The following is a 26,788-nucleotide window of genomic DNA, read 5'->3' on the forward strand; positions in this document are numbered from 1 at the left end:
AAGGAATACATCATGGACGATACTCAAGACACATTCCTGCCCGACGCCGCCGATGCCTTGGCGCTCGAGGCCCTGATCCCCGATCTGATTACCGATTGTCCCGATATGTACGCCATGGCGTATCAGGTTGCCAAAGACATTCTGCTCCAGCACAACATCACCGACATCGAGCCCGACAAGGTCTACTGGCACCGATTCCGCGCCGCGCAAAGCAGTTCGAAGACCTTTACCGGCTGGCAACACGTGTTTGAAAAACCCAGGGAGTCGATGACCTTCCCGCAACTGGTGATACAGCGTTTCAGTGTGCACGACCAGGATAACGCTGACCTTCTGGACGCCGACAGCGGCTTCTATCGCGCCGATGGCAATGCCGGAAACTACGACGAAACCAACGAAATTCGCCTGCACACCAAGGATGCGCTGAAAGCCTTCTGGGACATCAACTTCAGCGACCGTTACAAGACGGCTGTCACGGCGTTCTGGGAAAAACACAGCGCCAACTTCCGCGCACTGGCCAAGTGCACCTTCATCGCCAAGGCCATCGACGACTACGAGAAGGGACACCTGACCCGCGAACACTTCACTATCGTGCTCAGGGCTGTCGTCGGAAATGTGAACCGACCGTTCACCCGCCAAATGCTGATGGACGAAGTTCCCGCGGGGCACGGTTTATCCACTCGCAAGTTTTGCATTGACCACTTCGGGTCGACAGACATCCTGAGCATTACCGACGACAGTGACCTGAACATTCTTTACATTCCGGGCCAACCCAGAGGATTTTACTGCTTTAACAATGTCGAGGAGTTGCACCAATGGCTGGTCGATGAGGTCAAGGACGCCGAAGGCCGTGAACGCATGCTGATGCACTTCAAACAGGAGGAGCGCGACATTCTTCAGGAAAGGCCAACCTCACTGGGACATAAGCTCGCCAACTTTAGCGGCATCGGCCTGATCATCCACGCGTTTGAAGAAACGCCAATTGATAATGTCGGACTCACCCATGCGTATGACGTTTTGCCCAGCGAACATAACGTCGCCGACTATCATCTGTTGCACTACCGAGGCGAAAAGATTTCCGGTGATGCGTTCACCCACCTGAACCAATCGACCCATGAGCGCATGCGCAGCGACGCCGACTTCCTGCTGCACTCCAACGGCGAGATCAGGAAAAAGCTGTGGATAGGCTATCTCAATGCCTTCAACCACACCTTCGGGCCGATGGCCGCCCTTGCATGGCCGGCAGCGCTTGTCGTCATCGGCGCTGGCATCGCCAACGTCGGGCTTCACATCGACCAGGCCATCAACGGCACTACTCCAATGGAACGCAAGGCGGCTGTCAAAGCTGCCATTTTTGGCAGTGTGGATGTGCTGTTTAATTTGCCATTTCTACGTGGCGCAGCTGAACTGGCAGAGGCCGCCGAGACAGAAGAGGCGCTTGCCTCCGGGGAAGCGTCCGAGACAGAAATAGAAACACCCACGATGCCCTCCCTCTCCGTCGACGCCGATGCTACCGGCCCCTCCGATATGGACATACTGGCGCCCTTTGAAACCAATGAGATTCTCGACGGCGACTTCCCGGTGAGTGATGAAGGTAAATTTCAGGGCATTTATCAACCCGCAACCGGCGGTAACTACATTGCTATCGACGACCGTTTTTTTCAGGTGCGTTACAGCAATGAACTGCAGTCCTGGGCAATCATCGACCCGGTCAATCCCTACTCCTTTTTTCGCAACATACCGGTGCGCCTGAATGAACTGGGTGGATGGACGGCCCTCACGCGTCCCGGACTGACAGGAGGAGGCAGGTTTTCCGATCTGTTTACCCGGGCCGAGCCGGCACTCCCGGACTTCGATGCCCCGGCGACTGCATACGATGTTCCGCAGGAGATCAAGCCAGCCCTCGAACAGGCGGCCAAGGGTATGGCCCCGAAGGGGGCTTTGAAGGACGGCTTTGTGAATCCCAACAATCCGGACGATGAGCTGGAAGCCTTCAAGAGACTGCGCCGAACGCTGCACGAGGACGCCGTAACCTTCTATTCGCAACTGCAACTGCCACCCAGGCCGAGCATTCCATCCTTCATCCCGAATGCAAAGTTCAAGGGCATCATCAAGACCCTTTTCAAGCGGTCACAGAGCCTGGTCATCGGTGAAAATCACGCCAGCGTGGGCAGCAAACAGTTTCTGATCGAGAACATGAGCGTGCTGCGCAAACAAAAAGTCAAAACCCTGTACATGGAGCATCTGCTGACCGATTTCCATCAGGCGGACCTGGACGTGTTCAACAGGACTGGAGTGATGTCCGAGGATCTGGAAAGCTACCTCAAGGACCTTGACGCAAGTTTTTCGACTGACCCCAGCGAACAATTCACCTTTGAGCAGGTGGTAAGGACGGCGCAAAAAAACCATATCCGCGTTCAGGCCATCGACTGTATGGCCAGTTACCGCAGCGCCGGCATTCAAGGGGGAGCTAGTAATTTTCGACAAAAAATGATGAATTTTTTCGCCCGACAAGTCATCGGCGCCGACCAGACAGCCAGAGGCGCACATCGCTGGGTGGCGTTGGTCGGGAACAGCCACGCCAATACCTATGCCGGCGTGGAGGGTGTCAGCGAACTTGAAGGCAGCATCGGGCTGCGTATTGAAAGCGTGGGCCCGGATGAGCTCGGCAGTATCAAGGTCGACCCGGGGGTGGCCGACGAGCCGCGCCCGGGGCACGCGGCCCGTTTTGCCAAAAATGACTTGTTGCTGCAAATCCCGACGCCGAAAAGCGTGGTCCTGGCGCAAAGGCTGGAGGATGGCCTGCCCAGGCCGGGCACGTACACCCTCAGCACCAGTACCGGTGAACCCTTTCTGGTTCACCGCAGCAGAACCCTCACCAACAGAGTCATCACCAGTAACGGCATCATCACCCGTGGCAAACTCGTTCGAACGCCCATCAAGCATGATGCAGCCGGGTTCTACGTCGAACGGGATGCCTGGCAGATCAGCGGCCGACGCTTTCAAAACCCCGACGCCTTGAGTGCAGCGCTGCACAGAATGGGCATGACCCCCGTCCGACTACCAGGCGTCTAAAACGCAAAAAGGCCGCGTGAACAGTGTTCACACGGCCTTTTCAGTTACCTGCGATCAAGCCATCAAGGCTAACGCGGGATTATTCCCACTCAATGGTCGCTGGCGGCTTGCTCGACACGTCGTAAGTGACGCGGGAGATGCCTTCGATTTCGTTGATGATGCGGCCGCTGACGGTTTCCAGCAGTTCGTAAGGCAGGTGCGCCCAACGAGCGGTCATGAAGTCGATGGTTTCCACGGCACGCAGGGCAACTACCCAGGCGTAACGACGGCCATCGCCGACCACTCCAACCGATTTCACCGGCTGGAACACCACGAATGCCTGGCTGACTTTGTGGTACCAGTCCGCTTTACGCAGTTCTTCGATGAAGATGTGGTCAGCGCGACGCAGCAGGTCGGCGTATTCCTTCTTCACTTCACCGAGGATCCGCACGCCCAGACCCGGGCCCGGGAACGGGTGACGGTAGACCATGTCGTACGGCAGGCCGAGTTCCAGGCCCAGTCGACGGACTTCGTCCTTGAACAGCTCGCGCAGGGGTTCAACCAGCTTGAGGTTCATTTCTTCCGGCAGGCCGCCCACGTTGTGGTGCGACTTGATCACGTGCGCCTTGCCGCTTTTGGCGCCAGCCGACTCGATCACGTCCGGGTAGATAGTGCCTTGGGCGAGGTACTTGATGTTGTCCAGTTTGTTGGACTGGGCATCGAAGACGTCGATGAAGGTCCGACCGATGATCTTGCGCTTCTTCTCTGGGTCGCTTTCGCCAGCCAGGTTGTTGAGGAACTGTTCTTCGGCGTTGGCGCGGATCACCTTGACGCCCATGTTCTCGGCGAACATGGCCATCACTTGCTCACCTTCGTGCAGACGCAGCAGGCCGTTGTCGACGAAGACGCAGGTCAGCTGGTCGCCAATGGCTTTGTGCAGCAGCGCGGCAACCACCGAGGAGTCCACACCGCCGGACAGGCCGAGCAGTACGTTGTCGGTGCCGACCTGGGCGCGAATGTTGGCGATGGCGTCTTCAGCAATCTTCGAAGGCGTCCACAAGGCTTCGCAGCCGCAGATGTCGAGGATAAAGCGCGACAGGATGCGACCGCCCTGCTTGGTGTGGGTCACTTCCGGGTGGAACTGCACGCCGTAGTAGCCACGAGCATCGTCGAACATGCCGGCGATCGGGCAGCTTGGGGTGCTGGCCAGGATGTGGAAGTCCTGCGGCATCTTGGTGACCTTGTCACCGTGACTCATCCAGACGTCGAGGCCGAACAGGCCGTCGGCGTCTATGTGGTCTTCGATGCCGTCGAGCAGGCGGCTTTTGCCGACCACGTCGACACGGGCGTAACCGAACTCACGCAGTTCGGAACCTTCAACCTTGCCACCCAGCTGTTCAGCCATGGTCTGCATGCCGTAGCAGATACCGAAGACCGGTACGCCCAGGTCGAACACGGCTTGCGGGCAGCGAGGGCTGTTGGCTTCGTGCACGGACTCGGGGCCGCCGGCGAGAATGACGCCTTTTGGAGCGAATTCGCGAATCGCGTCTTCATCCATATCGAACGGATGCAGTTCGCAGTACACGCCGATTTCACGCACGCGGCGGGCAATCAGCTGGGTGTACTGGGAACCGAAGTCGAGGATCAGGATGCGGTGAGCGTGAATGTCGAGGGCCATGATTCAGTCTCGTCTAAGTAATTCAGAAACAGTCGTGATTCAGAAACAACTCGGGGCTGAATAAAACAGCCCCGGTTACTTAACTTTTTGCTGGAAGGCTCAACCTACGCGGTAGTTTGGCGCTTCTTTGGTGATTTGCACGTCGTGAACGTGGGATTCGGCCATACCAGCACCGGTGATCCGCACGAACTCAGGCTTGGTGCGCATTTCTTCGATGTCGGCACTGCCGGTGTAACCCATCGAGGAACGCAGGCCGCCCATCAGTTGGTGGATGATGGCGCTCAGGGTGCCCTTGTAAGGAACACGCCCTTCGATCCCTTCCGGAACCAGTTTCTCGGCGCCTGCCGAGGAGTCCTGGAAGTAACGGTCGGAGGAGCCTTGAGCCTGGGACATGGCGCCCAGCGAACCCATGCCGCGGTAAGCCTTGTACGAACGACCCTGGAACAGTTCGATCTCGCCCGGCGCTTCCTCAGTACCGGCGAACATCGAGCCCATCATCACGCAGGAAGCACCGGCAACGATGGCCTTGGACAGGTCACCGGAGAAACGGATGCCGCCGTCGGCGATCAACGGAACGCCAGTGCCTTCAAGGGCAGCGGCGACGTTGGCGATGGCGCTGATTTGCGGGACGCCGACACCGGCGACGATACGGGTGGTGCAGATCGAGCCTGGGCCGATACCGACCTTGACGGCGTCGGCGCCCGCTTCGGCCAAAGCCTTGGCGGCAGCGCCGGTGGCGATGTTGCCGCCGATGACCTGCACTTCAGGGAAATTCTGTTTGACCCAGCGAACGCGGTCGATCACACCTTTGGAGTGACCGTGAGCGGTGTCGACCACCACCACGTCAACGCCGGCATTGACCAGGGCGGCTACGCGATCACCGGTGTCTTTACCGGTACCGACAGCAGCGCCAACACGCAGACGACCTTGGTCGTCCTTGCTCGCCAGCGGGTAAGCCTTGGCTTTTTCGATGTCGTTGACGGTCATCATGCCTTTGAGGGCGAACTTGTCGTCGACGATCAGCACGCGTTCGATGCGGTTTTTGTGCAACAACTCACGGACGTCGTTCTTGTCGGCGCCTTCCTTGACCGTGACCAGACGCTCTTTAGGCGTCATCACTTGACGGACGGTGGCGTCCAGACGGTTTTCGAAACGTACGTCACGGGAAGTGACGATGCCGACCAAGTCGCCATCGTGCAGTACCGGAACGCCGGAGATGTTGTGCATGCGGGTCAGTTCGAACAGTTCACGAACCGTGGCGTCAGCCTCGATGGTGATCGGGTCCTTGACCACGCCGGCCTCATAACGCTTGACCTTGCGCACTTCGGCAGCTTGCTGCTCGATGGTCATGTTCTTGTGGATAATGCCGATGCCACCTTCCTGAGCCATGGCAATTGCCAGACGGGCTTCAGTAACGGTGTCCATGGCGGCAGAAACCAAGGGAATATTCAGCTCGATGCCACGGGTTAGGCGGGTCTTGAGACTGACTTCGTTAGGAAGCACCTCGGAATAACCAGGCACTAGGAGAATGTCGTCGAATGTCAGAGCTTCTTGGCTGATACGCAGCATCGCGGGGGCTCCCGAGCGGGAAAATGGAAGCGCGCCATTATAGTCAGACACCCCCTCGGGTTCAATGTAAAACTCTGTCTATTATTAGCATTACTGATATACGGAGATTGTCGCTTCCTACAGCTCGACTTTCACCCAACTGACAGGTTGATCCAGCCAATCGGCAAATTCGTCGATAAAGCTCTGTTTGAACCCGGCCTCGGCCCAGTTGTTGAAGATAAAGCCCAGGTTGGAAAAGCCGCATTCCTGCAGGAAAAGAAAGCCGTTGATGTCATCTTCATGCCCGCACTCCGGACAAGTGAAGTTATCGGTGCGCGCCGGCATCCAGTCTTCCAGGCTGTCGAACAGCGCTTCGCCGACTTCCTTGCGGCACTCGGCGCAACCCGCCTCTTCAAGGAAACCCTTGGCCGGCGTATAGATGCAGCGCTTGGTGATGATTTCCAGGCCATTGATCGGTTCGCCGAATGGCAGCGCTTCAGGGTGAAGCACTACAGCGCGGGCACCGTCGCCGATGGCATGAGCCATGCGGTTGCCAGTGCGACCACAGGTGGTCAGTTCTTCTTTGACGATGTTCTTGCGCACCAACCAACGCACGACCGCCCGGGCCCGAGGTTCGTGCACCGGCAGTGTGGAGATTTTCGGGACAATAATGCTTTGCGAATTCATGGTGCGGCCTGCTGCAACGCTTTAACGAAGCCCGGCAGCATAAGCACCCGGCTTCAGAGGTCAAGCACTCAAATATCGTCCGATCAAGGCAATTCCGCTGGCCAGCACCAACCAGGTCACCAGCCGCACAAACGCCTCGCGGGACAATCTCATGATCAACCGCCGGCCGATCCACAGCCCCAATGCCATGGCCGGCAATAAACACAGCGCCAATACCAACAAGGGTAGCTCGGCATACACACCCGCGACAGCAAACAGGCTCAAGCGCACCACCGTGCTGCAACTGATCAGCGCACTCTGGGTCGCCCGGGCTGCCTCTTTGGGCAGGCGACTGTTCAAATAGATCGCATATAAAAAGCCGCCACTGCCAAACAATGCCCCGAACATCCCGCCCACGGTGCCCATCGGCACGGCCCAAGCGGCGGACAATTGCGTCGGACGGGTTTTGACCCACAAGCTGTAAATCGCATAGGCGCTGATAAACAGGCCCATCAACAGCAACAACACATCGGATTTCAGATTCAGTAAAAAAATCACCCCCAACGTGCAGCCCACCGCCATGCACGGCAGCAGCCGCAGCAACTCGGGCTTCGCCACATCCCGTCGCGAAGGCAGCAGATTGCCGAACGCCGCGACGAAATCCAGCAGCACCAACAGCGGCACGATCTTCGACAGCGGCATGAACAGAATCAGAATCGGCCCCGCCACCAACGCGGTGCCGAAACCGGCAATACCGAACACGATGTAGGCCAGGGCAATGCCCAACGCGATTACCAGCCAGTCGGTAGCGCCGAATGGCCATTGGTTCAACAACTCAAGCACGCTCATCTGCACGTCTTCCCTGATTACCGTTGATCACCGTAGGAGCTCCCGCAGGCTGCGATCTTTTGATCTTAAAAATCAAGGTCAAAAGATCGCAGCCTTCGGCAGCTCCTACAAGTGTGCGGGGTGTCAGGCGGAACGCATTGCCTTTATCATGCGCCCCATGATTAAAGATCCCTTTGCAAGACTCGGCCTGGACCGTGAAGTCCTGACTGTCAGCCAGCTCAACGGCCGCGCGCGGGTGTTGCTCGAAGACGTGTTCAGCAACATCTGGGTCGAAGGCGAAATCTCCAACCTCGCCCGCCCGGCGTCCGGTCACGTGTATTTCACCCTCAAGGACAGCGGTGCCCAGGTGCGTTGCGCACTGTTCCGGCAGAACGCGGCGCGGGTTCGTCAGGCATTGAAGGATGGCTTGGCGGTGAAGGTCCGCGGCAAGGTTTCGCTGTTCGAGGGCCGCGGCGACTATCAGTTGATCCTCGATACCGTGGAGCCGGCCGGTGACGGTGCGCTACGTCTGGCGTTCGATGCGTTGAAGGAAAAACTCAGCGCCGAAGGCCTGTTCAGCGCCGAACGCAAAGTGCCGCTGCCGGCGCATCCACAACGCATCGGCATCATCAGTTCACCCACCGGCGCGGTGATTCGCGACATCATCAGCGTATTCCGCCGCCGTGCACCGCAGATCCAACTGACGCTGATCCCCACTGCCGTGCAGGGCCGCGAAGCCACTGCGCAGATTGTCCGCGCATTGAAACTGGCGGACGCCCGTGGTTTCGACGCGTTGATCCTGGCCCGTGGCGGCGGTTCACTGGAAGACCTCTGGTGCTTCAACGAAGAAGCCGTAGCCCGCGCCGTGGATGCCTGCGTGACGCCAATTGTCAGTGCCGTCGGCCATGAAACCGACGTGTCGATCAGTGACTTCGTGGCCGACGTCCGCGCCCCGACGCCGTCCGCCGCCGCCGAACTGCTCGCGCCGGATTCCAGTGACCTGGTCCGTCGGGTCGAAAGCCTGCATCGACGTCTGGTGATGCGTATCCGCGACCGCTTGATGCGTGACCGTCTGCGCCTGGAAGGCATGTCCCGCCGCCTACGCCATCCCGGTGAACGTCTGCGCCAGCAAGCGCAACGCCTGGATGATCTGGACATGCGTATGCGCCGCGCGTTCGAACGCAGCCTCAATACCCGTCGCGAACGGTTGATCCGCCTGGAAACCCGCCTCGCCGGGCAACATCCGGGACGACAACTGGCGATGCTCCGTCAGCGCCTCGACAGCCTTGCCGAACGCCTGCCCCGTGCCATGCGCGAAGGGCTCAAATCCCGTCGCCTGCAACTGCAAAGCCAGATGCAGACGCTGCATGTGGTCAGCCCTTTGGCGACCCTCGGCCGTGGCTACAGCATTCTGCTGGACGAACGCGGCAACGCGATCCGCAACGCCGCGCAAACCCACAATGGTCAGCGCCTGAAAGCCAGACTTGGCGAAGGCGAGCTGCAAGTGCGGGTCGAAGACAATCACCTGACGCCTGTCACCCTTTCTTTACTGGATTGATCCATGTCGCGTTTTTTAGCTCCGCTGCTGTTGCTGTGCCTGACCTTCAATGCCCACGCCGACAGTTACATCACCCGCCTGTTGAACAAACCGGTGCCGGGCGGCGTGGCCGTGGTGGATCTGGGCGCCTCTGCGCAGGCACCGAAGGCCAGTTATCAAGGCAAGCCTGTGCTGGTGGTCAAGGAACAGAACAACTGGCTGGCGATTGTAGGTGTGCCGCTGACGGTTAAACCGGGCACTCAGCAGGTCAGCAGTGGCGGTCGCACTCTGAATTTCAACGTTGGTAACAAGAAGTACCCGGAACAGCACATCACGTTGAAGAACACGCAGCAGGTCAATCCGAACCCGGAGAATCTCAAGCGCATCGAGGGTGAGTTGGCCGAACAGATCCAGGCTTACCGCAGCTTCAGCCCAAACACCCCGAGCAACCTGTTGCTGGACAAACCGGTCAGCGGCCCGCTGTCGAGCAAGTTCGGCGTGCGCCGCTTCTTCAATGGTGAAGAGCGTAATCCTCACGCCGGTCTGGACTTCGCCGTGCCGGCCGGTACGCCGATCAAGACCCCGGCTGCCGGCAAGGTAATCCTGATCGGCAACTACTTCTTCAACGGCAACACGGTGTTTGTCGATCACGGGCAGGGATTTATCAGCATGTTTTGCCACATGTCGAAAATTGACGTGAAGGTTGGCCAGCAATTGGCCCGTGGTGGAGTGGTCGGGAAAGTCGGTTCCACCGGGCGCGCGACCGGGCCGCATATGCATTGGAACATCAGCCTGAATGATGCGCGGGTGGATCCGGCGATTTTCATTGGGGCGTTTCAGCCATAAATAGTTGTTGAGGCTGATGGCCCCTTCGCGAGCAAGCCCGCTCCCACATTAGATTTTCGGCGTGCACAGAATATGTGTTCACGCCGATCAAATGTGGGAGCGGGCTTGCTCGCGAAGGCGGTCTCATTGGCGCCGCTTATTCCGCCTCAAGGTCCTCAATCCCATGGATTTCCCTGTGCGCCAGGCACTCTTTGATCCAGGTCTGAGTTTCCTCCGAGAAGCCCGCCAACTCTTCAGCGCTGATCAACTCATGAGTACATAGCCCCAGCAAGTGAGCAGGCGCTTCACTGCGTGAGTGACTGAACACGCCAAACGCCCAATACAGCTCCTGTTGACCGGCCTTCAGCCTTTCTTCACTTGCTTCAATCCGCTCATAAGGCACCAGGCTTTTATCCAGCACTATGCGCTCGACCTCCTCCATGATCCGGATGCATAGCCGCTCATGGGCCAACGGACGCAGCGCACTATAAAGCTTCCAATCCGACTCGTTCATTGCCGACTCCTGCCTGCCAGTAGTCCTTGGTGAGGCTTTAAGAATAGCCGCGCTGACACGCCCCATCACCGAAAGCCTTCAATTGCGCATCGTTCAAACCTCGCGCAAACATAAAAACAATCCCCACCACTCCCCGCAATAAAATCTCGATACGCACGACTTTTCGAGGATTCCTCTCAATTTTTTTCGACCGCTTGCCATCGTTCACCCTCGCGGTTAGGGTTGAAGGCATGAAAACCTCTCACACCCTCATTCAGCTTCGCCAACACCGCAGCCTGTGCCTTGTCAGTGCACGACTGCCAGGCTGAATCGCGGTGCCTCGTCCTACGCTTTATCCCCAGAACATTTGATCCACCGGCAGGCCGCCTTTTTTCGGCCCACACAATAAGGATTCCCCGATGAGCATGCTCAAAGACCCGTCTTCGAAATACCGCGCGTTCCCGACCATCGACATCCCGGACCGCACCTGGCCGTCGAAGACCATTACCGCCGCGCCGATCTGGTGCAGCTCCGACCTTCGTGATGGTAACCAGTCGCTGATCGAGCCAATGGACGCGATCAAGAAGCTGCGTTTCTGGAAAACCCTGGTGTCGGTCGGCGTTAAAGAAATCGAAGCGTCGTTCCCGGCGGCTTCGCAAACCGACTTCGACTTCGTGCGCACCCTGATCGAAGGCAATCACATCCCGGACGACACCACCATTCAGGTGCTGACCCAGGGCCGTGAAGATCTGATCGAGCGCACCTTCGAATCCCTGCGCGGGGCGAAAAAAGCCATCGTTCACCTGTACAACGCCACCTCCCCTTCCTTCCGTCGCATTGTCTTCAACCAGGACAAGGAAGGGGTCAAGGCCATCGCCGTGAACGCGGCCAAACTGTTCGTCAAATATGCCGCCCAGCAGCCAAACACCGAATGGACCTTCGAATACTCGCCAGAAACCTTCAGCGCCACTGAGCTCGAGTTCGCCAAAGAAGTCTGCGACGCAGTCATCGAAGTCTGGAACCCGACGCCTGAGCACAAGGTGATTCTCAACCTGCCGGCCACCGTCGAATGCGCGACCCCGAATATCTATGCCGACCAGATCGAATGGTTCGGCCGTCACATCAACCGTCGTGACAGCGTGATCATCAGCTTGCACACCCACAACGACCGTGGCACGGGTGTTGCCGCCACCGAGCTGGGCCTGATGGCCGGCGCCGACCGTGTCGAAGGCTGCCTGTTCGGCAACGGCGAACGCACCGGTAACGTCGACCTCGTGACCGTGGCGCTGAACCTCTACACCCAGGGCATTCACCCTGAGCTGGATTTCTCCGACATCGACGGCGTGCGCAAAGTCGTCGAAGAATGCAACCAGATCCAGGTGCACCCACGCCACCCGTACGTCGGCGACCTGGTTCACACCGCATTCTCCGGCTCCCACCAGGACGCGATCCGCAAGGGCTTCGCCCAGCAGAAACCGGACACTCTGTGGGAAGTGCCGTACTTGCCGATCGACCCGGCCGACATCGGCCGCAGCTACGAGGCGGTGATCCGCGTCAACAGCCAGTCGGGCAAGGGCGGTATCGCTTACCTGCTGGAACAGGAATACGGCATCAGCTTGCCGCGTCGCATGCAGATCGAGTTCAGCCAGGTTGTGCAGCGTGAAACCGATCGTCTGGGCCTCGAGATGACGGCTCAGCAGATCCATGCGCTGCTGCACAGCGAGTACTTGCAGGCCAACACCCCGTACGCGCTGGTCAGCCATCGCCTGCAGGAAGAAAACGGTCACAGCGCCGTCGAAGTGGAAGTCTCTGGCAAAGGTCAGGGCGAAACCAACCTGCACTGGCGTGGCAAGGGCAACGGCGCCCTGGAAGCGCTGGTGGCCGGTCTGCCGATTCCGGTTGAGATCATGGACTACAACGAACACGCCATCGGTTCGGGCACCAATGCCAAGGCGGCGGCCTACATCGAGCTGCGCGTGAATGGTGAACGTGCGGTGCACGGCGTCGGTATCGATGAAAACATCACTACCGCCAGCTTCAAGGCCCTGTTCAGCGCACTTAACCGCTCGCTGAGCCAGCCGGAAGCGAAAGCGGCGTAAAGTCATCGCTGAAACGCAAAAGGCCCCGAGGTGCGAACCTCGGGGCCTTTTTGTTTGCCTGCCTGTTTTTGTGTTGCCCGTCCCGACCTCTTCGCGAGCAAGCCCGCTCCCACAGTGGATTTGGGTGTACACATAATCTGTGCTCACATTGATCAACTGTGGGAGCGGGCTTGCTCGCGAAAAGGCCGGTTCAGGCCGCCGAGATCTCAGGTGAACTCGAAGGTATCGGCATCCAGGTTCGCTGGAAAGCGTGTTCGATAAGCCTGAAGATCTGCAGCGTTCAGAACGACCTGAAACACGCCATCGGCTTCGCCCGCACTGAGTAACGTCTCACCCTGGAAGTCCAGCACCTGGCTGTCACCGGTGTAAGCAAAACCTTTGCCGTCAGTACCAACGCGATTCACCGCCGCCACGTAGCAAAGGTTTTCGATCGCCCGCGCTGGCAGCAAACGGTTCCAGTGCTGACGCCGTGCACCCGGCCAGTTGGCGGTGTACAGCAGCAAATCGGTGTCCTGAGCATCGCGGCTCCAGACCGGGAAGCGCAGGTCGTAGCAAATCAGCGGCCGCACTCGCCAACCCTTGAGTTCGAACTGCACCTGACGCTCACCGGGGGTGAAGTGGTTGTGCTCGCCGGCCATGCGGAACAGATGGCGCTTGTCGTAGTGCCACACCTCCCCGTCCGGCCGCGCCCACAACAGGCGATTGCGATGGCTGCCGTCACCCGCCTGGACGATCACACTGCCGGTGATCACCGCATCGAGTTTCGCCGCCTGAACCCGCAGCCATTTGCTGGTCGGACCATTTTCCGACTCGGCGAGGGTCTCCGACTCCATGGAAAAACCGGTGGTAAACATCTCCGGCAGGATGATCAGGTCAGCGCCGCGCGCCTGTTCCAGCAACGGCTCGAAATGTTCCAGATTGGCCTGACGATCGTGCCAGGCCAGGGTGGTCTGGATCAGTGCGATATTCAGATTGGGTAGCGCACTCAAATCACGCATAGTTTTGCCGCTGCTTCACGCAGGGTCTCCTCGCGTTTGGCGAAGCACAGGCGCACCAGCCGTTGGCCTTCGGGCGGGGTCTGGTAGAACACCGAGATCGGGATGCTCGCCACGCCATGTTCGCGGGTCATCCACAACGCCATCTCGACATCATTGAGGTCCGGGCGGATCTGCGAGTAATCGACCAACTGGAAATACGTGCCGGCCACTCGGGTTAAGCTGAAGCGCGACGGCGTTAGCAGATCGCAGAACAGATCGCGCTTGGCCTGATAGAAAGCCGGCAGTTCTTCGACGTGTTCCGGGTGCTCGGCCATGTAGTCGGCCAAGGCATATTGAAGTGGCGTCACGCCGCAAAAACTGACGTATTGGTGAACCTTGCGCACCTCGGCGGTGAGGGCCGGCGGTGCGATCACGTAGCCGGTTTTCCAGCCAGTGACGTGATAGGTCTTGCCGAAGGAGCTGACCACGAATGCACGCCGATATAGCTCTTCGTGATTCAGCACGCTGACGTGGGGCACGCCATCGAACACCAGGTGTTCGTAGACCTCATCGCTGATGACATAGATGTCGCGGTCGCGAATCAACGCCGCCAACTGATCCAGCTCGGCACGACTGATCAGCGCACCGCTTGGGTTATGTGGGGTGTTGAGGATGATCATCCGCGTGCGCGGGCTAATCGCTTCACCAAGCTTCTGGAAGTCGATGGCGAAGTCATTCAGGCCCAACTGCACATGAACGCAGCGACCACCGGCCAGCTCAACCGAAGGTTCATAACTGTCGTAGGCAGGATCGAACACGATCACTTCGTCGCCGCTGTGGATAACCGCCTGAATAGCGCAGAAGATCGCCTGGGTTGCGCCGGGCGTGACGGTCACTTCATGGTCGGCATCCACATTGACGCCGTAGCTGCGGGCGATCTTCGCCGCAATTTGCTGACGCAACGCCGGCAGGCCGGTCATCGGCGAATACTGATTGTGGCCCTTGGCGATATGCCGACCGACCGCATCGCACAGGGCCTGCGGGGCATCGAAGTCGGGAAAACCCTGGGACAGGTTCAGCGCCCCGGTTTGCGCCGCGAGCTGAGACATCTGAGTGAAGATAGTGATGCCGACATTCGGCAGCTTAGTGGTGATCATCGGTGATTCCCTGCTCTACACCCGGCTCTACGGCGGCGCGGGAGAGCCCGAGAATAGCCCAAACGGCAGGCATGAAAAAGGGCGCCATGGGCGCCCTCTTCCGCTTGCCTGAATCAGCGCTTGTCGCGGCGCTTTTTGTCGGCTTTCTTGTGGTGCGACATCATCCGACGCTTCTTGTTGACCTGACGGTCGGTGAGCGAGTTCTTGTTGCCTTCGTACGGGTTCTCGCCGCCCTTGAACTCGATGCGGATCGGCGTACCGACCAGTTTCAAGACACGACGGTAAGTGTTTTCCAGATAACGCACGTAAGACTTCGGCACCTTCTCGATCTGGTTACCGTGAATCACGATGATCGGCGGGTTCGCGCCACCCAAGTGGGCATAACGCAGCTTGATCCGACGGTTGTTGACCATCGGCGGCGCGTGCTCACCGACCGCATCTTCCAGAATCGTGGTCAGGCGGTTGGTTGGCCAGCGGGTGACCGCAGACTTGAACGAGTTCTGTACGGAGGCGTAAAGGTTGCCCACGCCAGTGCCGTGCAGGGCCGAGATGAAGTGGATGTCGGCGAAGTCGACGAAGAACAGTCGACGTTGCAGCTCGACTTTCACGAAGTCGCGCTCACCCGGCGTCATGCCGTCCCACTTGTTGATCGCGATAACCAGCGCACGACCAGCTTCAAGGGCGAAGCCCAGCAGGTTGAGGTCGTGGTCGACCACGCCTTCACGGGCGTCCATCACGAAGATCACCACGTTGGCGTCTTTGATCGCTTGCAGGGTTTTGACCACGGAGAATTTTTCGACTTCTTCGTGGATCTTGCCGCGCTTGCGCACACCGGCGGTGTCGATCAGCGTGTACTTCTCGTCGTTACGCTCGAACGGGATGTAGATACTGTCGCGGGTGGTGCCGGGTTCGTCATAAACGATGACACGGTCTTCACCGAGCATGCGGTTGACCAAGGTCGACTTGCCGACGTTCGGACGGCCGATGATCGCGATCTTGATCCCGTCTTTTTCGCTTGGGCCAGGAATGCGCTTGGCTTCCTCGCCTTCGGCAACGATCTCTTCTTCGCCATCTTCCGGCTCTTCTTCGTCTTTCGGGAAGGAGCTCAGAGCGATTTCAAGCATCTGGGTGATGCCACGACCATGCGCACCGGCGATCGGGATCGCATGGCCCATGCCCAACGGGGCGAATTCAGCGCGGGCCATTTCAGGGTCGATGTTGTCGACCTTGTTGGCAACCACGTAAGAACGCTTGTTACGTTTGCGCAAATGCTCGGCGATCATCTGGTCGGCGGCGGTGAAACCGGCCTTGGCATCTACCAGGAACAGAACGACATCCGCTTCTTCAATGGCCAGCAGCGACTGCTCGGCCATTTTTTCGTCCATACCATGCTCGTCACCGGAGATACCGCCGGTGTCGACCAGAATGTAGGAACGCCCTTGCCACTTGGCCTCACCGTATTGGCGATCACGGGTCAGACCGGACAAGTCGCCGACGATGGCGTCGCGAGTCCTGGTCAGGCGGTTGAACAAGGTGGACTTGCCGACGTTCGGTCGGCCCACCAGGGCGATTACGGGAACCATGCGGCTCTCCACTTCGTTATTTCAGAAAATACAAAAGCCGCTGCGAGGCAGCGGCTGGTGCTCGGGGCAGCGCCTGTAAGCGCTGCGAGCCCCGCAAAACGGGGCCGCTTGGGGAACTAACCCCAAGCATAGTCAAACCTTTACTTAATGGTCAGGGCTTCCAGTTTGCCACTGTTGCCATACACATAAATCGTGTCACCCACCACCAGCGGACGGGCACGCAGGCCGTCGCTGTCGATGCGCTCGCGGCCGACGAAACGACCGTCCACCTGGCTCAGCAGATGCAGGTAACCTTCCATATCACCGACTGCAACATAGCTGGAGAACACTTCCGGAGCCGACAGTTGACGACGGGCCAGCGAATCGTTGCTCCACAAGGCTGTGGTGGAACGTTCGTCGACGCCTTCAACGGTGCCCGAAGACAGGCTCACGTAGACGCTGCCAAAACCCTGGGCGACACCGGCATAGCTGGAAGCATCACGCTGCCAGAGCTGACGACCGCTTTCCAGATCCAGTGCCGCAACGCGACCCTGATAGCTGGCGACATACAGCGTACCGCCGGACAGCAGCAGGCCGCCGTCGATATCGACAACGCGCTCCAGTTCCGAACGACCTTGTGGAATCGCTACACGTTGTTCCCACACCGGCACGCCGTTGGAAATATCGAGAGCGACCACTTTACCGGTCGACAGGCCAGCCACCGCGAGGCGGTTGGTGACGATCGGCGCACTGGTGCCGCGCAGGGTCAATACCGCCGGAGTACTGTCATACAACCAGCGCTGGGTGCCGGTAGCGGCATCCAGACCGATCAGGCGGTCATCCTGAGTCTGAACTACAACGACATCACCGTTGTTGGCCGGCGGTGCGAGGACTTCACTGGACACGCGAGCGCGCCATTTCTCTTCACCGTTGATGGCGTCCAGGGCAACGATTTCACCCTTGATCGTACCGATCAGGAGCAGACCGTAACTGACGCCGACAGCGCCGGAAACAGGCAGTTCGAGATCTTTCTTCCATTTGACGTCGCCATTGCTGCGATCCATCGCCATCACCACACCGGTGACGTCGGCGGCATAGATGGTATCGCCATCGATTGCCGGAACCAGCATGTTATACGATTCGCCCTGACCGTCACCGATCGAACGACTCCACTGCTTGTGCAGAACCACTTCTTCTTTGAAGTCGATCAACTCGGCCGGTGGCAGTTCTTTTTTGCTGTTGCTGCTGCAACCCGCGGCCAATATGGCCAGAGCCAGCAATGCTGCATGTTTCCAACGAATCACGTCACGCATCCCCTTTGGCCAGGTCGTCCAGCTTGATTTGTAGGCCACCCACTGCCGCTTCATCCGACAGTGCCGCCTTGGCTTTTTGATACGCCGTGTTCGCTTCGTCGGTACGACCCAACTGCACCAGCAGGTCGCCTTTGAGTTCTTCGCGAGTGGCCAGGAATGCTTTATCGGCATCGCCTTCGAGCAGTTTCAGGGCTTCATCGGCCTTGTTCTGCGCGGCCAGCACCTGCGCCAGACGCTGACGAGCAATTTCGCCCAGCGCCGGGTTGGCCGGTTTGGCGATAATCGCTTTCAGCTCGCTGGCTGCGTCATCCAGCTTGCCGCTGTCGACCGCAACTTTTGCCACAAACAGGCTGCCGTACTGCGCGTAAGCGCTACCGCCGAACTCGCTGTTGAGCTTGCCGGCCAGGTCTGCAACACGGGCGGCATCAGGTTTGCCGTCTGGCGTCAGCGTGGTTTCCAGCAGTTGCTGATAGAGCATCGAGGCGCCTTGCGACTGATTGCTCTGATACTTGTGAAAGGCCTGCCAGCCGAACACGATGACCAGTGCCAACAGGCCGCCAGTGACCAGGGGCTTGCCGTTGCGTGTCCACCAGTCCTTCAAATCCGCCAGATGTTCGTCTTCGGTACTCGACACCCCAATACTCCTTAATCGCTAAATCGGCTGTTTGACAGCTTCAACCCTGCACGACGCAGGTGGCCAGGTGCGCAGCAAGCGCATCCCAGGCAATACTTTGTTGTTCGCCCTGGCCACGCAGGGGTTTGAAACCTACCACTTGCTGGGCCATTTCGTCGTCACCGAGGATCAGCGCGTACAACGCACCGCTCTTGTCGGCTTTCTTGAATTGGCTTTTGAAGCTGCCGGCGCCGGCATTCACTTGCAGGCGCAGGTTGGGCAATTGATCACGAACACGTTCACTCAGGGCAAGACCGGCCAGCTCGGCGGCTTCACCGAAGGCGCAGAGGTAGACGTCAACCTGACGGGAAATCTCTTCCGGGATCTGCTCCAGGGTTTCAAGCAACAGCACCAGGCGCTCGATGCCCATGGCGAAACCAACGCCAGAGGTCGGCTTGCCGCCCATCTGTTCCACCAGACCATCGTAACGACCACCGGCACACACTGTGCCCTGGGCGCCCAACTGGTCGGTGACCCATTCGAAAACGGTCTTGCTGTAGTAATCCAACCCGCGAACCAGCTTCGGGTTGATCACGTAAGGAATGCCGGCGGCGTCCAGGCGAGCCTTGAGGCCCTCGAAGTGCACGCGGGATTCTTCGTCGAGGTAGTCGGCCATTTTCGGCGCGTCGACCAGGACCGCTTGAGTGTCGGCGTTCTTGGTATCAAGAACCCGCAGCGGGTTGGTCTTCAGACGGCGCTGGCTGTCTTCGTCCAGCTTGTCCAGGCGGGCCGAAAGGAACTCGACCAGCGCTTCGCGATAACGACCGCGGGACTCGGCAGTGCCCAGGCTGTTGAGTTCGAGCTTGACCGCAGAACGAATGCCCAGCTCGCCCCACAGGCGCCAGGTCAGTACGATCAGCTCGGCATCGATGTCCGGACCGTCGAGGTTGAAAACTTCGCAACCGATCTGGTGGAACTGACGATAACGGCCTTTCTGCGGACGTTCGTGGCGGAACATCGGGCCGATGTACCAGAGTTTCTGCACCTGGCCACCGCCAGTGATGCCGTGCTCGAGCACCGCACGCACGCAGGCCGCTGTGCCTTCGGGGCGCAGGGTCAGGGAGTCGCCGTTGCGGTCGTCGAAGGTGTACATCTCTTTCTCGACGATGTCGGTCACTTCACCGATCGAGCGTTTGAACAGCTCGGTGAACTCGACGATCGGCATGCGGATCTGCTTGTAACCGTAGTTATCCAGCAAACGCGAGACAGTGCCCTCGAAATGACGCCACAGGGGAGTCTGCTCGGGCAGGATGTCGTTCATGCCACGTATGGCTTGCAGAGACTTGCTCACTATAAATCCTTAAATTCGTTCGATCAGCCGCGAGCGATTACTGCTGCGTCGGCTTCGACCTTTTCGGCCGCTTTCTGGCGGATCAAGCGTTCAAGCTCATCCACCAGATTGTCATTCGTCAGTTTCTGTGCCGGCTTGCCGTCGATGTAAATCAGGTTTGGCGTACCGCCGGTCAAGCCGATATGGGCTTCCTTGGCTTCGCCCGGCCCGTTGACCACACAACCGATGACCGCGACATCCAGCGGCACCAGCAGGTCTTCGAGGCGCCCTTCCAGCTCGTTCATGGTTTTGACCACATCGAAGTTCTGCCGCGAGCAACTCGGGCAGGCGATGAAGTTGATGCCACGGGATCGCAGATGCAGGGATTTGAGAATGTCGTAGCCGACTTTCACTTCCTCGACCGGGTCGGCCGCCAACGAGATGCGAATAGTATCGCCAATCCCTTCGGCGAGCAGCATACCGAGGCCTACGGCGGATTTCACCGTGCCTGAACGCAAACCACCGGCTTCGGTGATGCCCAGGTGCAGCGGCTGAACGATTTCCTTGGCAAGCAAGCGGTAAGCGGCGACGGCCATGAACACATCAGAAGCTTTCACACTGACCTTGAAGTCCTGGAAGTTCAGACGTTCAAGGTGCTCGACGTGACGCAGGGCAGACTCGACCAGCGCAGCCGGGGTCGGTTCGCCGTATTTTTTTTGCAGGTCTTTTTCCAGGGAGCCGGCGTTCACGCCGATGCGGATCGGAATCCCGCGATCACGGGCGGCATCGACTACCGCACGCACGCGGTCTTCGCGACCGATGTTGCCCGGGTTGATTCGCAGGCAGTCAACGCCCAGTTCGGCTACGCGCAGAGCGATCTTGTAGTCGAAGTGGATGTCGGCAACCAACGGCACCTTGACCAGTTGCTTGATCTTGCCGAAAGCTTCAGCGGCATCCATGTCGGGCACGGAAATTCGTACGATATCGACGCCAGCCGCTTCCAGACGATTGATCTGGGCCACGGTGGCGGCTACGTCGTTGGTGTCGCTGTTGGTCATGCTCTGCACAGCGATAGGCGCATCGCCGCCAACGGGCACGTTACCGACCCAGATCTTGCGGGATTCGCGACGTTTGATTGGAGATTCGCCGTGCATGACTATTGACCCAACTTCAGGCGAGCAGTCTCGCCACTGGTGAACAGAGCGACATCAACCACCTGTCCGTTGTAGCTGACCTGCGCGCCACGGGCGAAGCCCAGACGCACGGAGAAAGGTGGCTTGCCGCTCACGGAAACGTTTTCGCCTTTACGCTTGAGACCGCTCAACAGCACTTTACCGCTGCCATCGGTCACTTGCGTCCAGCAATCAGCAGTGAATTGCAGTTGAACCTGACCCTGGCCGGCAACTGGAGCAGCCGCTGCTGGAGCGGGAATGGTCGGAGTAACCGAGGCGCTCGCAGGCGGGGCTGATACAACAGGAGCAGTCGGGGATGGCGTGGTCAGAGTCGCGACAACCGGAGCGATGCTGTGCGTCGGTGCAACGGGCGCTGGCGCAGCAGGTGCAGTCGGAGGCGCGGTCGCTTCAGCTGCGGCCGGTGCTTCAGAGGAATTTTCGGCTTGTGGCAACGCCAGCGACGTCGAGCCTTCAGCCTGACCTTCCGCGACGGCCTGGTCTTCCGGCTCGTCCAGCGGATGGATCTGGGTGGTGCCGTCAGCGCCTTCGACTTCAACGTGTTCCGGGCTCAGGCTAGTCAGGTCTTTGGTGCGCAATGAGGTTTGATCCTGCCACCAGACAAAACCACCACCAATCACTGCGAACAGCAACAGCAGGCTGACAATTCGCAAAATGGTGTGGGAAACCCGAACAGGCTCTTCGATACGTCCCAAGCTATGAACGTTGCTGCCCTGGGAGTCGGTGCCGGTGGATTGGTCGAACTGTTGGACCAGTACGGTTTGATCCATGCCGAGCAATTTCGCGTAGGCGCGAATATAACCGCGAGCAAAGGTATGCCCAGGCAGCTTGTCGAAAGCGCCGGCTTCCAGATTGCTCAGGGAATTGACGGTGAGGTTGAGCTTGAGGGCCACTTCGGCCAGCGACCAGCCATTGCTTTCGCGGGCCTGGCGTAAAGTTTCACCGGGATTAACGCGATTCGCTGCTACAACTTCGGGATGCGCCGCTTTCATCATTGCTCCGACAGGTATTGCTGATATTCCGGCGTACCGGGATAGAGTCGTTTTAGTTGCAGGCCAAAACTGGCGGCCTTGTCGCGATCTTCAAACACTTTTGCCAGCCGAACGCCGAGCAATAGACTACGTGCATTTTGCTCGGTGAGCAGGCTAAAACGATCGTAATAGTCACGCGCGGGCACATAATGCCTGTCTTCGAAGGACAACTCAGCCATTTCCAGCAATGCACGTGGCTGTTGGCGATTCAAACGCAGGGCTTTTTCCAGCTGCTGCTGGGCCAGATCACGCTGCCCCAGCTTCGAAGCGGTCATTCCGAGGTTCTCGAACACCCGCGAACGCTCAGGATACAAGGTATCGGCGGCGGCCTGTTCGAAGCGCTCGTAAGCTTCTTTGTACCGTTTCTCTTCGAAAAGAAAACTGCCGTAGTTGTTCAGGATTCGCGCATCGTTGGGGCGGGAAGACAGCGCCTTGCGAAAATGCTGATCCGCCAGCTCCGGCTCCATCTCGGCCTGAAATACCAGACCCAGCGCAGCGTTGGCATCCGGATCCGAGTCATCCAGATCCAGCGCTTTCTTCAACGGTACTTTCGCCCGTTCGGTCATGCCCTGCTGCAAGTACCCCAAGCCCAGCTGTACATAGGCAACGCGCGCTTCATCGCGGCCCTTGCTGGTCTTCATCGGGTTGAAATCGCCCGACAGGACACAACCAGCACACAAGCTGGCCAACAGCAAAAGCAGCGCGAAGCGCAGGGACATAGAGATCCTCTCTTAATTATTGTTCGCAGCGTTCTGTGCGATATCGTTTTCGACGCTTAACTCGCGCACTGCGATATAACGTTCGCTGCGACGGGTGCGATCCAGCACCTGTCCTACCAATTGGCCACACGCGGCATCGATGTCTTCACCGCGGGTGGTGCGTACGGTGACATTGAAGCCGGCATGGTGAAGCTGATCCTGGAAACGCCGAATCGCGTTGTTACTCGGGCGCTCGTAACCGGAATGCGGGAACGGGTTGAACGGAATCAGGTTGATCTTGCACGGGATGTTCTTGAGCAACTCGATCATTTCGACCGCGTGTTCGACCTTGTCGTTGATGTCCTTGAGCAAGGTGTACTCAATGGTCAGCACGCGCTTCTCGCCCAGGGACGACATGTAGCGCTGACACGACTCGAGAAGCATCTTAAGCGGATACTTCTTGTTGATCGGCACCAATTGGTTACGCAATGCGTCGTTCGGTGCGTGCAGGGACAACGCCAGGGAGACGTCGATGTGCTTGGACAGCTCATCGATCATCGGCACCACACCCGATGTAGACAGGGTTACGCGGCGCTTGGAGATCCCGTAGCCCAGGTCATCCATCATCAGATGCATCGCGGCCACGACGTTGTCGAAGTTCAGCAGCGGCTCACCCATGCCCATCATCACCACGTTGGTGATGGCACGGTCGGCGGTCGCCGGGATGCTGCCGAACGATTTATTGGCAATCCACACCTGGCCGATGACTTCGGCGGCAGTGAGGTTGCTGTTGAATCCTTGCTTGCCGGTGGAGCAGAAACTGCAATCCAGGGCACAGCCTGCCTGGGACGAAACGCACAAAGTGCCGCGTTTGCCCTGGGGAATGTACACGGTCTCGACGCAGCTACCGGACGCCACGCGCACCACCCACTTGCGGGTGCCGTCGGTGGAGATGTCCTCGCTGACAACTTCAGGACCGCGAACCTCGGCAATAACCTTGAGCTTGTCGCGCAAGGCCTTGCTGACGTTCGTCATGGCGTCGAAATCATCGACGCCAAGGTGGTGAATCCATTTCATTACCTGACCGGCACGGAAACGCTTCTCCCCGATTGAGTCGAAGAATTTTTCCATTTCCAGCTGAGTCAGACCCAGCAGGTTGGTTTTTACAGTCGATGTAGTCATGGATTCACCTTCACTCTTAAGCCAATGCTTAGCGAGTGGTTACTTCAGTAGCTGCGAAGAAGTACGAGATTTCGCGAGCAGCAGCGGCTTCGGAGTCCGAACCGTGTACAGCGTTGGCGTCGATCGAATCAGCGAAGTCAGCGCGGATGGTACCGGCAGCAGCTTCTTTAGGGTTGGTAGCGCCCATCAGCTCACGGTTCAGAGCGATAGCGTTTTCGCCTTCCAGAACCTGAACGACAACCGGACCGGAGATCATGAAAGCAACCAGGTCGCCGAAGAAACCACGAGCGCTGTGCTCAGCGTAGAAGCCTTCAGCTTCAGCTTTGGACAGTTGCTTCAGTTTCGAAGCTACAACGCGCAGGCCAGCTTTTTCGAAACGAGTGGTGATCTCGCCGATAACGTTTTTTGCAACAGCGTCAGGCTTGATGATGGAGAAAGTACGTTGAACAGCCATGGTGTAACTCCAGAAACGGTAATTTGCGAAAAATTAAACCCGCGAATTATACGCGGGTTCTTTGGTATTGCCTAACTGCATACGGCGCAGACTCAGTCTGCTTCTTCGATCCAGGCGGCCTGAATGGCTTCAAGCACCTTCTCGCCACCGCGGGTCGGATCATCACTGAACTCCGGCAATGCCAGCACCCATTTGTGCAGATCGACGAAGTTCACATAACGCGGATCCACATCCGGCTTGGATTCAGCCAGCTGGATCGCGATTTCCAGCACATCAACCCATTTCAGACTCATTTCAGTTCCTTGAATCAGTGCGGCGCTTCAGCCGCATGGTTGACCGAGTATTTCGGAATTTCGACAGTCAGGTCTTCATTCCCGACGATCGCCTGACAGCCTAGACGCGATTGCGCCTCCAGACCCCAGGCACGATCCAGAAAGTCTTCTTCCAGTTCGTCCGCCTCTTCCAGCGAGTCAAAGCCTTCACGAATGATGCAATGACAGGTGGTGCAGGCGCAGACGCCGCCACAGGCGCTTTCCATCTCGATATGGTGTTCGTGGGCCAGTTCGAGAATGGATGTGCCAGGCTCAGCCTCCACAACCATACCTTCCGGGCAGAACTTCTCGTGTGGCAGAAAAATGACCTGCGGCATCGTTATTCCTCAATCTCATTCAGGTTGCGCCCCGCCAGCGCGGCTTTCACCGTCGAGTCCAGGCGGCGGGCAGCAAAGGCGTCGGTCACTTGCGACAGACGCTTGGTCTGCTGCTCGATGGCATAACCATCAGTACCTTTCATCAGTTCGGTCAGTTCCTGCATCTGCAATTCGATGACCATGCGCTCTTCGGCGTCGAGCAATCGCTCGCCATCGACATCGAGGGCGCCCTGCACCGCTTCGATCAGGCGCTGGGCATCGACCTGCTGCTCACGCAACACTCGAGCGACCTTGTCGTCGTTGGCGTGCTGGAACGAGTCCTTGAGCATCTTGGCGATTTCGCCATCCGTCAGACCGTAGGACGGCTTGACCTGGATGCTGGCCTCAATGCCCGAGCCCAGCTCGCGGGCAGAAACACTGAGCAGACCGTCGGCATCGACCTGGAAGGTCACGCGAATCTTCGCCGCACCGGCCACCATCGCCGGAATGCCGCGCAATTCGAAGCGTGCCAAGGAGCGGCAGTCGCTGATCAGCTCGCGCTCGCCCTGCAATACGTGGATCGCCATGGCCGACTGGCCATCTTTATAAGTCGTGAAGTCCTGAGCACGGGCGACAGGGATGGTGGTGTTGCGTGGAATCACCTTCTCCATCAGTCCGCCCATGGTTTCCAGCCCCAGGGACAACGGAATCACGTCAAGCAACAGCAACTCATCGCCATCACGCTTGTTGCCAGCCAGGGTATCGGCCTGGATCGCGGCACCGATAGCCACCACTTGATCCGGATCGATTTCGGTCAACGGTTCGCGACCGAAGGCTTCAGCGACGGCTTCGCGGACGCGAGGCACGCGTGTCGAACCGCCCACCATGACCACCGCGTGCACTTCGTCCAGCTCGATGCCGGAATCACGCACAGCGCGGCGACAGGCTTTCAGGCTGCGGGCAACCATCGGCTCGATCAGCGCATTGAAGGCTTCACGGGGCAGCGCGGCTTTCCAGTCGCCATAAGCGACTTCAACGGTCGAGGTATTGGTCAGGGCTTCTTTGGCCGCACAAGCGGTTTGCAGCAGATGGCGTTGCGCACCCGGATCGAGGTCGGCGGACAGACCGGCGCTCTCGATGATCCAGCCAGCGATTGCATGGTCGAAGTCATCGCCGCCCAGCGCGCTGTCGCCGCCGGTAGCCAAAACCTCAAACACACCGCCGGTCAGACGCAGAATCGAAATATCGAAGGTGCCACCACCCAGGTCATAAATAGCGACCAGGCCTTCAGCGTGTTGATCCAGACCGTAAGCCACAGCTGCCGCGGTCGGCTCATTGAGCAGACGCAGCACATTAAGACCGGCCAGTTTGGCCGCATCCTTGGTGGCTTGACGCTGAGCATCGTCGAAATAGGCCGGAACGGTAATCACCGCCCCCACCAACTCACCGCCCAATGTCGCTTCGGCGCGCTGACGCAGCACCTTGAGAATATCGGCAGAGACTTCGACCGGGCTTTTCGGACCCTGAACGGTGTCGATGAACGGCATGTGCGATTCGCCGCCGACGAAGCGGTACGGCAGTTGATCGCCCAATTGCTTGACGTCGGACAGACCACGACCCATCAAGCGCTTGACCGACAGCACGGTGTTCAAAGGGTCGGTGGCGGCAGCCAGTTTGGCCGACTCGCCGACCTCGACACGATCGGCGTGGTAGCGCACGGCAGACGGCAGGATGACTTGCCCGTCAGCGTCAGCCAGAGGTTCGGAAAGACCACTGCGCAATGCAGCGACCAGCGAATTGGTAGTGCCCAAGTCGATCCCCACAGCCAGACGACGCTGGTGCGGTTGAGGACTTTGGCCGGGTTCGGCGATCTGCAGTAGGGCCATCGTTATCAGGACTTATCTGTATATCAGGCGTGCGACCGGAGC

At 58.7% G+C, this 26,788-nt stretch carries 23 protein-coding genes; 4 read left to right on the plus strand and 19 right to left on the minus strand.

Features of this window, described 5'->3' with window-relative positions:
• Positions 1-12 precede the first annotated feature (12 nt).
• Positions 13-3,072, plus strand: coding sequence for a membrane-targeted effector domain-containing toxin (locus FQ187_RS05445; protein ID WP_149628704.1), 3,060 nt, complete (start codon positions 13-15; stop codon positions 3,070-3,072).
• A gap of 79 nt (positions 3,073-3,151) precedes the next feature.
• On the opposite strand, the gene guaA is transcribed toward FQ187_RS05445, so the two are convergent.
• The 4 genes from guaA to FQ187_RS05465 all read right to left on the minus strand — a co-directional run bounded on the left by guaA (position 3,152) and on the right by FQ187_RS05465 (position 7,792).
• Positions 3,152-4,729: a glutamine-hydrolyzing GMP synthase gene (gene guaA, locus FQ187_RS05450; protein ID WP_149628705.1), complete on the minus strand. Its 1,578-nt coding sequence runs from the start codon at positions 4,727-4,729 to the stop codon at positions 3,152-3,154.
• Between the two features lie 99 nt (positions 4,730-4,828).
• Positions 4,829-6,298: an IMP dehydrogenase gene (guaB, locus tag FQ187_RS05455; protein ID WP_149628706.1), complete on the minus strand. Its 1,470-nt coding sequence runs from the start codon at positions 6,296-6,298 to the stop codon at positions 4,829-4,831.
• Between the two features lie 117 nt (positions 6,299-6,415).
• Positions 6,416-6,964: a sugar ABC transporter ATPase gene (locus tag FQ187_RS05460; protein WP_149628707.1), complete on the minus strand. Its 549-nt coding sequence runs from the start codon at positions 6,962-6,964 to the stop codon at positions 6,416-6,418.
• A 60-nt stretch (positions 6,965-7,024) separates the two neighbouring features.
• Positions 7,025-7,792 carry a sulfite exporter TauE/SafE family protein gene (locus FQ187_RS05465; protein WP_149628708.1) on the minus strand — a complete coding sequence of 256 codons (768 nt, stop codon included), beginning with the start codon at positions 7,790-7,792 and terminating at the stop codon, positions 7,025-7,027.
• Between the two features lie 157 nt (positions 7,793-7,949).
• Here FQ187_RS05465 and xseA point away from each other — a divergent pair, with 157 nt between their 5' ends.
• Both xseA and FQ187_RS05475 read left to right on the plus strand, forming a co-directional pair.
• Positions 7,950-9,329 (plus strand): exodeoxyribonuclease VII large subunit, encoded by a 1,380-nt coding sequence (gene xseA / locus FQ187_RS05470; RefSeq protein ID WP_033061484.1) that lies wholly within the window; start codon positions 7,950-7,952, stop codon positions 9,327-9,329.
• Between the two features lie 3 nt (positions 9,330-9,332).
• Positions 9,333-10,154, plus strand: a complete 822-nt coding sequence (locus tag FQ187_RS05475; RefSeq protein ID WP_149628709.1) for a peptidoglycan DD-metalloendopeptidase family protein — start codon at positions 9,333-9,335, stop codon at positions 10,152-10,154.
• Between the two features lie 136 nt (positions 10,155-10,290).
• Here the strand turns inward: FQ187_RS05475 and FQ187_RS05480 are convergent, their stop codons facing one another.
• Positions 10,291-10,647 (minus strand): hypothetical protein, encoded by a 357-nt coding sequence (locus FQ187_RS05480; protein WP_149628710.1) that lies wholly within the window; start codon positions 10,645-10,647, stop codon positions 10,291-10,293.
• 398 nt (positions 10,648-11,045) lie between these two features.
• On the opposite strand from FQ187_RS05480, the gene leuA reads away from it, so the two are divergent.
• Positions 11,046-12,725 (plus strand): 2-isopropylmalate synthase, encoded by a 1,680-nt coding sequence (gene leuA, locus FQ187_RS05495; RefSeq protein ID WP_149628712.1) that lies wholly within the window; start codon positions 11,046-11,048, stop codon positions 12,723-12,725.
• A 206-nt stretch (positions 12,726-12,931) separates the two neighbouring features.
• On the opposite strand, the gene FQ187_RS05500 is transcribed toward leuA, so the two are convergent.
• The 14 genes from FQ187_RS05500 to hscA all read right to left on the minus strand — a co-directional run bounded on the left by FQ187_RS05500 (position 12,932) and on the right by hscA (position 26,746).
• Entirely contained in the window at positions 12,932-13,723 is a 792-nt protein-coding gene (locus FQ187_RS05500) for an amidohydrolase (protein WP_149628713.1), read from the minus strand.
• Positions 13,711-14,859 (minus strand): pyridoxal phosphate-dependent aminotransferase, encoded by a 1,149-nt coding sequence (locus tag FQ187_RS05505; protein WP_149628714.1) that lies wholly within the window; start codon positions 14,857-14,859, stop codon positions 13,711-13,713. The genes FQ187_RS05500 and FQ187_RS05505 overlap by 13 nt, the downstream gene beginning before the upstream one ends.
• Positions 14,860-14,972: 113 nt before the next feature.
• A complete protein-coding gene (gene der / locus FQ187_RS05510; protein WP_149628715.1) occupies positions 14,973-16,442 on the minus strand; it encodes a ribosome biogenesis GTPase Der in 1,470 nt (489 codons plus the stop codon).
• Positions 16,443-16,582: 140 nt separating this feature from the next.
• Positions 16,583-17,734, minus strand: a complete 1,152-nt coding sequence (gene bamB, locus FQ187_RS05515; protein WP_149628716.1) for an outer membrane protein assembly factor BamB — start codon at positions 17,732-17,734, stop codon at positions 16,583-16,585.
• Positions 17,727-18,368, minus strand: coding sequence for a tetratricopeptide repeat protein (locus FQ187_RS05520; RefSeq protein ID WP_149628717.1), 642 nt, complete (start codon positions 18,366-18,368; stop codon positions 17,727-17,729). Before FQ187_RS05520 ends, bamB begins: the two co-directional genes overlap by 8 nt.
• Positions 18,369-18,408: 40 nt before the next feature.
• Positions 18,409-19,698 carry a histidine--tRNA ligase gene (gene hisS, locus FQ187_RS05525; RefSeq protein ID WP_149628718.1) on the minus strand — a complete coding sequence of 430 codons (1,290 nt, stop codon included), beginning with the start codon at positions 19,696-19,698 and terminating at the stop codon, positions 18,409-18,411.
• Between the two features lie 23 nt (positions 19,699-19,721).
• The gene (ispG, locus tag FQ187_RS05530; protein ID WP_030129849.1) at positions 19,722-20,831 is read right to left on the minus strand and encodes a flavodoxin-dependent (E)-4-hydroxy-3-methylbut-2-enyl-diphosphate synthase; all 1,110 of its coding nucleotides are present in this window, start codon (positions 20,829-20,831) and stop codon (positions 19,722-19,724) included.
• A gap of 2 nt (positions 20,832-20,833) precedes the next feature.
• Positions 20,834-21,859: a RodZ family helix-turn-helix domain-containing protein gene (locus tag FQ187_RS05535; RefSeq protein ID WP_149628719.1), complete on the minus strand. Its 1,026-nt coding sequence runs from the start codon at positions 21,857-21,859 to the stop codon at positions 20,834-20,836.
• Positions 21,859-22,617: a type IV pilus biogenesis/stability protein PilW gene (pilW, locus tag FQ187_RS05540; RefSeq protein WP_111450278.1), complete on the minus strand. Its 759-nt coding sequence runs from the start codon at positions 22,615-22,617 to the stop codon at positions 21,859-21,861. The genes FQ187_RS05535 and pilW overlap by 1 nt, the downstream gene beginning before the upstream one ends.
• A gap of 12 nt (positions 22,618-22,629) precedes the next feature.
• Positions 22,630-23,778, minus strand: a complete 1,149-nt coding sequence (gene rlmN, locus FQ187_RS05545; RefSeq protein ID WP_149628720.1) for a 23S rRNA (adenine(2503)-C(2))-methyltransferase RlmN — start codon at positions 23,776-23,778, stop codon at positions 22,630-22,632.
• Between the two features lie 28 nt (positions 23,779-23,806).
• Positions 23,807-24,232, minus strand: a complete 426-nt coding sequence (gene ndk / locus FQ187_RS05550) for a nucleoside-diphosphate kinase (RefSeq protein WP_007916882.1) — start codon at positions 24,230-24,232, stop codon at positions 23,807-23,809.
• Between the two features lie 92 nt (positions 24,233-24,324).
• Complete coding sequence (gene iscX, locus FQ187_RS05555; RefSeq protein ID WP_008147746.1) at positions 24,325-24,525, minus strand: Fe-S cluster assembly protein IscX; 201 nt, start codon at positions 24,523-24,525, stop codon at positions 24,325-24,327.
• Between the two features lie 14 nt (positions 24,526-24,539).
• The gene (gene fdx, locus FQ187_RS05560; protein ID WP_033061467.1) at positions 24,540-24,881 is read right to left on the minus strand and encodes an ISC system 2Fe-2S type ferredoxin; all 342 of its coding nucleotides are present in this window, start codon (positions 24,879-24,881) and stop codon (positions 24,540-24,542) included.
• Between the two features lie 2 nt (positions 24,882-24,883).
• Positions 24,884-26,746, minus strand: coding sequence for a Fe-S protein assembly chaperone HscA (gene hscA, locus FQ187_RS05565; protein ID WP_149628721.1), 1,863 nt, complete (start codon positions 26,744-26,746; stop codon positions 24,884-24,886).
• Between the last annotated feature and the right edge of the window lie 42 nt (positions 26,747-26,788).

It is taken from the genome of Pseudomonas sp. ANT_J28 (assembly GCF_008370005.1).
In the GTDB taxonomy this organism is placed as follows: Bacteria; Pseudomonadota; Gammaproteobacteria; order Pseudomonadales; family Pseudomonadaceae; genus Aquipseudomonas; species Aquipseudomonas frigoris.